The organism is Bdellovibrionales bacterium (assembly GCA_019750295.1).
Classification (GTDB): domain Bacteria; phylum Bdellovibrionota; class Bdellovibrionia; order Bdellovibrionales; family JAGQZY01; genus JAIEOS01.
In genome coordinates, this window is record JAIEOS010000016.1 from 1 (window position 1) to 4,332 (window position 4,332).

Here is a 4,332-nt window from a genome sequence, read left to right on the forward strand (position 1 = left end):
TGTGCGACATTATCAATTAACCTTACGCCTTCGATAAAAACGGCCGCCAGTCGCCGTCCTTTATAATCAGCCACATAATCTAAAGTAATATCTTCTTTGGCGAGGGCCTCTTTGAGATCTTGTTCGGTCTTCGCAGTTTTAAGTTGCTGGGCAAAGTATCGAGCTCGACGAATTCCATCTTCGCTCAATCTCTGATTGCGAGAGCTCAGAGCTAAACCTTCCTCATCGCGAACTGTGGGCACGGGACGAACTTCGACGGGCATAAAAAATGCCTGAACCATTCGCTGTATGATTTCCAGTTGCTGAAAGTCTTTTTCGCCCAAATAGATGCGGTGGCACCCAACGATATTGATCAACTTCATCACGACGGTCATCACGCCCTCGAAGTGTCCTAGGCGGCGAGCTTCAGCAAATTGCTCTTTGAGATGAATTTCTGTCAGAGAAAATTGGGACTGATCGCGATAAATTTCTTCAGCCTTGGGGACGAAGACGACGTCGGGATTGAGGGCCTCGAGAATCTTAATATCGGCTTCTAATGTTTTAGGATACTTTTCAAAATCTTTGGGATCGTTGAACTGAGTGGGGTTTACAAAAATACTCACTACCGTAAACTGATTCTCGGCCTTAGAGGTCTTCACGATCTCCAAGTGACCGGCATGCAATGCGCCCATGGTGGGGACAAAACCAATCGTTTTGCCCGGAGAGAATTGGCGCTTCTCTTTTTTCCATTGGATCATGTCATAAGTGGACTCGATTATCTTCATAGGTTCCTCTTACTGATACAATTCTTTGGAGGGAAATTCGTTTTTAGTCACCGACTCATGATACTCCGTCACCGCATTGAGAATCGTATCGTGAATATTTGCGAACTGTCGTACAAACTTGGGCACAAAATCTTTTTGCGCCCCTAACAGATCATGAAGGACCAGCACTTGACCATCTGTATGAGGACCAGAACCGATGCCGATCGTGGGAATAGAAAGCAGATGAGAAATCTTTCGTCCTAAGGCTTCCGGCACACACTCGAGCACTAAAGAAAAGCACCCGGCCTCCTCGAGCTTTTGGGCGAGAGCATGAAGACGCAGTGCTGAGCTCGTGTCTTTACCCTGGGCTTTGAAGCCCCCCAGTTGGTGATAAAACTGGGGCGTTAAACCGATATGTCCCATCACTGGCACACCGGAATCCACGATATGTTTAATAATTTTTTCTTGCCCCGGTTGAGCTTCGATTTTTACGGCGTTGGCACCAGCTTTGATTAAAAGTTCAACAGCGTCCATCGTCGGTTTCGTTCCCTTACGGTGGGCTAGAAAAGGCATGTCGGCGACGATAAACTTTTTAGGCGCCCCTCGTTTTACGGCTTCGACATGGAGGCACATCGTTCTCACATCGATGGGTATAGTTGTTTCGTGACCATGCATGACCATCGCTGCGCTATCGCCCACCAAAAGACAATGCACCGGCGACTGACTTAAAATTTTCGCCGACCAGGTGTCGTAACACGTCACCATAGAGATTTTATCTCCCGCGGCTTTCATTTTTCCAAAATCAAGGACAGACTTCATCGGAACCTCCAGAGAGAACAGATTTTTTAAGAGTCGAATAAACGTCTTGTAGCGTTTGGCCTTCGAGGGCCGCTAAATTTTTTTGAATCGTCACCTGGTCATTGCGAACCCATGGCCCCGTCAGCGAGGAGGTCGGCTCGTTGATGAGATTCTCGCAGATTTGTTTGAGGTAACTGTGAAGAATAGAGCGAGGTAAACCTAAGTTTTTCTCGAAAGACTCAAACGCATTTTGCCAGAGCACCGACGTGCCGTTGCCACTCAAAACGCAAAGGGAGTGGTAGAGTGCGGACTTCTCTGCCGATATTTGCCAAAATGGATTTTGTAACTGGGGAATCAATTCTTTAAGAGTGGGCTCGCCTTGGATTCCCACAAAAGGAACCGATTTCCACTGATCGATCCCCAAAGGTCGACGGGTGAAAGTCATTAACGGGTGGAGTTTATGCGCCAACGGAGTCACCAAGGCTCCCGAAAAATGGATGACCTTGTCTTTAGGTAAATTATATTTCTGAATAAACGCTTCGATCGCATCATCGGGTATGGCCAGGAGAATGCGGTCGTGAATTTCTAGGAAAGCCTTGAGCGTTTCATTTCCGAGATCTCGGTGCCACTGAGAATAAGCAATCTGTAAACTTTTAAAATAGGCCGAAAGATTAAGGGCCATTCGACCACGGCCGACGATCAGATAAGAGTATGAATTTGGAGGTACCTGTCGCATGATCAAGTCCTTATGTTTAAGGAGAGGTTTCTCTCCCCGCACTCTGTGGTAACGCCGTTATCTTAAGCATTCTATATGCAATGCGTTATTGAGCTACTTTCCTCCGCCTTTTTGATTTAAAAGCGAAGCCACGACCAGGGAGTTTACCGTGAAAAAAGCAAACATGATGATCGGCCTAGCCTTGTTGGTGATCACGGGGTGCATCGGTTTTTTGTTTTTGAACGGGATCGGTTTAAGGTTCGCGAAATTGATTAAGCCCTCTGTTTATGGAAAAGAAGCCGCCGACGCGGTAGTGATTCGCATGTTCCCGGATCTTTCCGAAAGAAAAATTTTAATCCTTGGGGTTCCCACCGATCAACCGGAAGCGCAAATTTTTACGGATCATCTCAAGGACGCCTACGCTCGGCATTTTAAAGAAGAACCTCGGATGATCACAGACGTGGAAAAGTTAGAGACTTGTAAAGGACCCTGTTGGTTGGTCACCCGCTTAGAGGAGGCGCACTCTTTGGACGATGACCGCTTAGAGTACAGAAATCTTTCGAAGAATTACCTTTCTATTTTTATCTTCGACAAAAATGCCGATCCCTCGGAGGAGTGTAAAGCCAAACTTCGATTGAATCTGAATTGCTTACACGATCTTTCCATTCGCGAAGCCTCTCGGAAAATGAAAACGCAAGACCCTTATTTCTTTTTAAATAAGTACGCCGACAACAATTTTTTCGTCTTTATCGGAAAGCTTTAGTGACCACGTTCTGAGCGCCGGCGTTGGACGGCTCGAATTAATCGATCGATTTGCAGCTGGTCATGGTTCCTCTCATCCGTCCAAGTGACGAGATGGAAATCATTTCCTCGAAGATATCCGGCGGCGCGAATTGCCCCCACGGCCCCTGAGCCATGAATACGAACTTTAAAAATATTTTCTGAAGACAGTATGGAGGTGATTCCGTTCATTTTTAATCCGACTCGACCGAGCATAATGGAATGGAGAATCTGTGCTGCCGCTCTCCGATGCTGAGGAATATCACTATGGAATAAAGAATCGACAACTTCTGCGGAGAGAATCACTCGTTTGAAGACCGGGTCTTTCCCGAGAATTAAATAGGGCGTCTCGGGGGAGGCCAGAAATGTATCCGCGCGGATGTCTTCAATGGTGCGAGTTTCCGTTTCTGCTGGTCGTGAAAAGATTTTTTGACTCATCAGGCGCGTTTGGCGTTTTAACTCTTGGAGTTGTAAATGAAGAAGAGTGGCGGGGGTAGTTGCCATGCCAACAAAGAGTTCCTCCATTTGCTCCATAAGACGGAAAACGCTTTCTTGAAACTGAGTTCGTGACGGCCCGGCGGTCGCATCGAGATCTTGTTGTAACTCGGCTTCAATCTGAGTGAGCTGCTCCAGTGGATCAATCACCTTCTCGAAGATCTCCGTGCACTGAAGAGCATGCGCGGTAGATCCTACAGAACTGATAAATAAATAGACAATGAAGACAACCCAAAAGCCCAATTTTTCTGACATACACGTCCCAATAGCAACGTCTATGCCGTAAACGTGGTTCATGGAAGATCTAAATTAAGATTCTATATAATCTTCAAGGTTCAAGTGCAGAGCCAACTCGTGGGCGAGCGGACGACGAATCGCACGGTAATAGGTCCTAGGGGACATCTCCAAGAGATCTTTAAGCGTTGGCATATAGATGTCGGCAAAGCGATCCACTTGATGAGCGAAATAGCTTTCTTCGTTTCCAGCTCGCATGATTTGACCCCAGTAGGAGTTATAGATGGACTGGGTTTTTTCAATCAGTTGACTGATCTGAGAATCGATCTTGGTGACTTCGTCCTGCATCTTTTTAAGTTTACTCGTCGCTGGTGTTCCAGTTTCGATTTCTTCGGAAGTCACGCGGACGATTTCTTGCTCGACCGGCGCTTTTTGCTTCATCAAAGCCTGAATTTGCAACTGGGCGGGGTTGGCTTTGCTGAGGTGATCAATCTCTTGCTCGAGCTCATCAATCACGAGTGCGGTCCGCCACTTGCAATCTTTCTTAAGTCGAACCACATCGCCATA

General features: G+C 46.8%; 6 protein-coding genes. 1 reads left to right on the forward strand and 5 read right to left on the reverse strand.

Features of this window, described 5'->3' with window-relative positions:
• From panC to K2Q26_04395, 3 genes are all read right to left on the reverse strand, one after another.
• Positions 1–764, reverse strand: a 764-nt coding sequence (gene panC, locus K2Q26_04385; protein ID MBY0314731.1) for a pantoate--beta-alanine ligase, incomplete at its 3' end; no start/stop codon positions are given.
• Between the two features lie 9 nt (positions 765–773).
• Entirely contained in the window at positions 774–1,562 is a 789-nt protein-coding gene (gene panB / locus K2Q26_04390) for a 3-methyl-2-oxobutanoate hydroxymethyltransferase (GenBank protein MBY0314732.1), read from the reverse strand.
• Entirely contained in the window at positions 1,546–2,277 is a 732-nt protein-coding gene (locus K2Q26_04395; GenBank protein MBY0314733.1) for a DUF2520 domain-containing protein, read from the reverse strand. The genes panB and K2Q26_04395 overlap by 17 nt, the downstream gene beginning before the upstream one ends.
• A gap of 148 nt (positions 2,278–2,425) precedes the next feature.
• Between K2Q26_04395 and K2Q26_04400 the strand changes: the two genes are divergently transcribed.
• The gene (locus K2Q26_04400) at positions 2,426–3,019 is read left to right on the forward strand and encodes a hypothetical protein (protein MBY0314734.1); all 594 of its coding nucleotides are present in this window, start codon (positions 2,426–2,428) and stop codon (positions 3,017–3,019) included.
• On the opposite strand, the gene K2Q26_04405 is transcribed toward K2Q26_04400, so the two are convergent.
• Complete coding sequence (locus K2Q26_04405) at positions 3,016–3,786, reverse strand: hypothetical protein (GenBank protein MBY0314735.1); 771 nt, start codon at positions 3,784–3,786, stop codon at positions 3,016–3,018. The two genes, K2Q26_04400 and K2Q26_04405, sit on opposite strands and share 4 nt — an antisense overlap.
• Positions 3,787–3,840: 54 nt before the next feature.
• Positions 3,841–4,332 (reverse strand): HAD-IG family 5'-nucleotidase (locus tag K2Q26_04410; GenBank protein MBY0314736.1); only part of this gene is annotated, 492 nt, incomplete at its 5' end.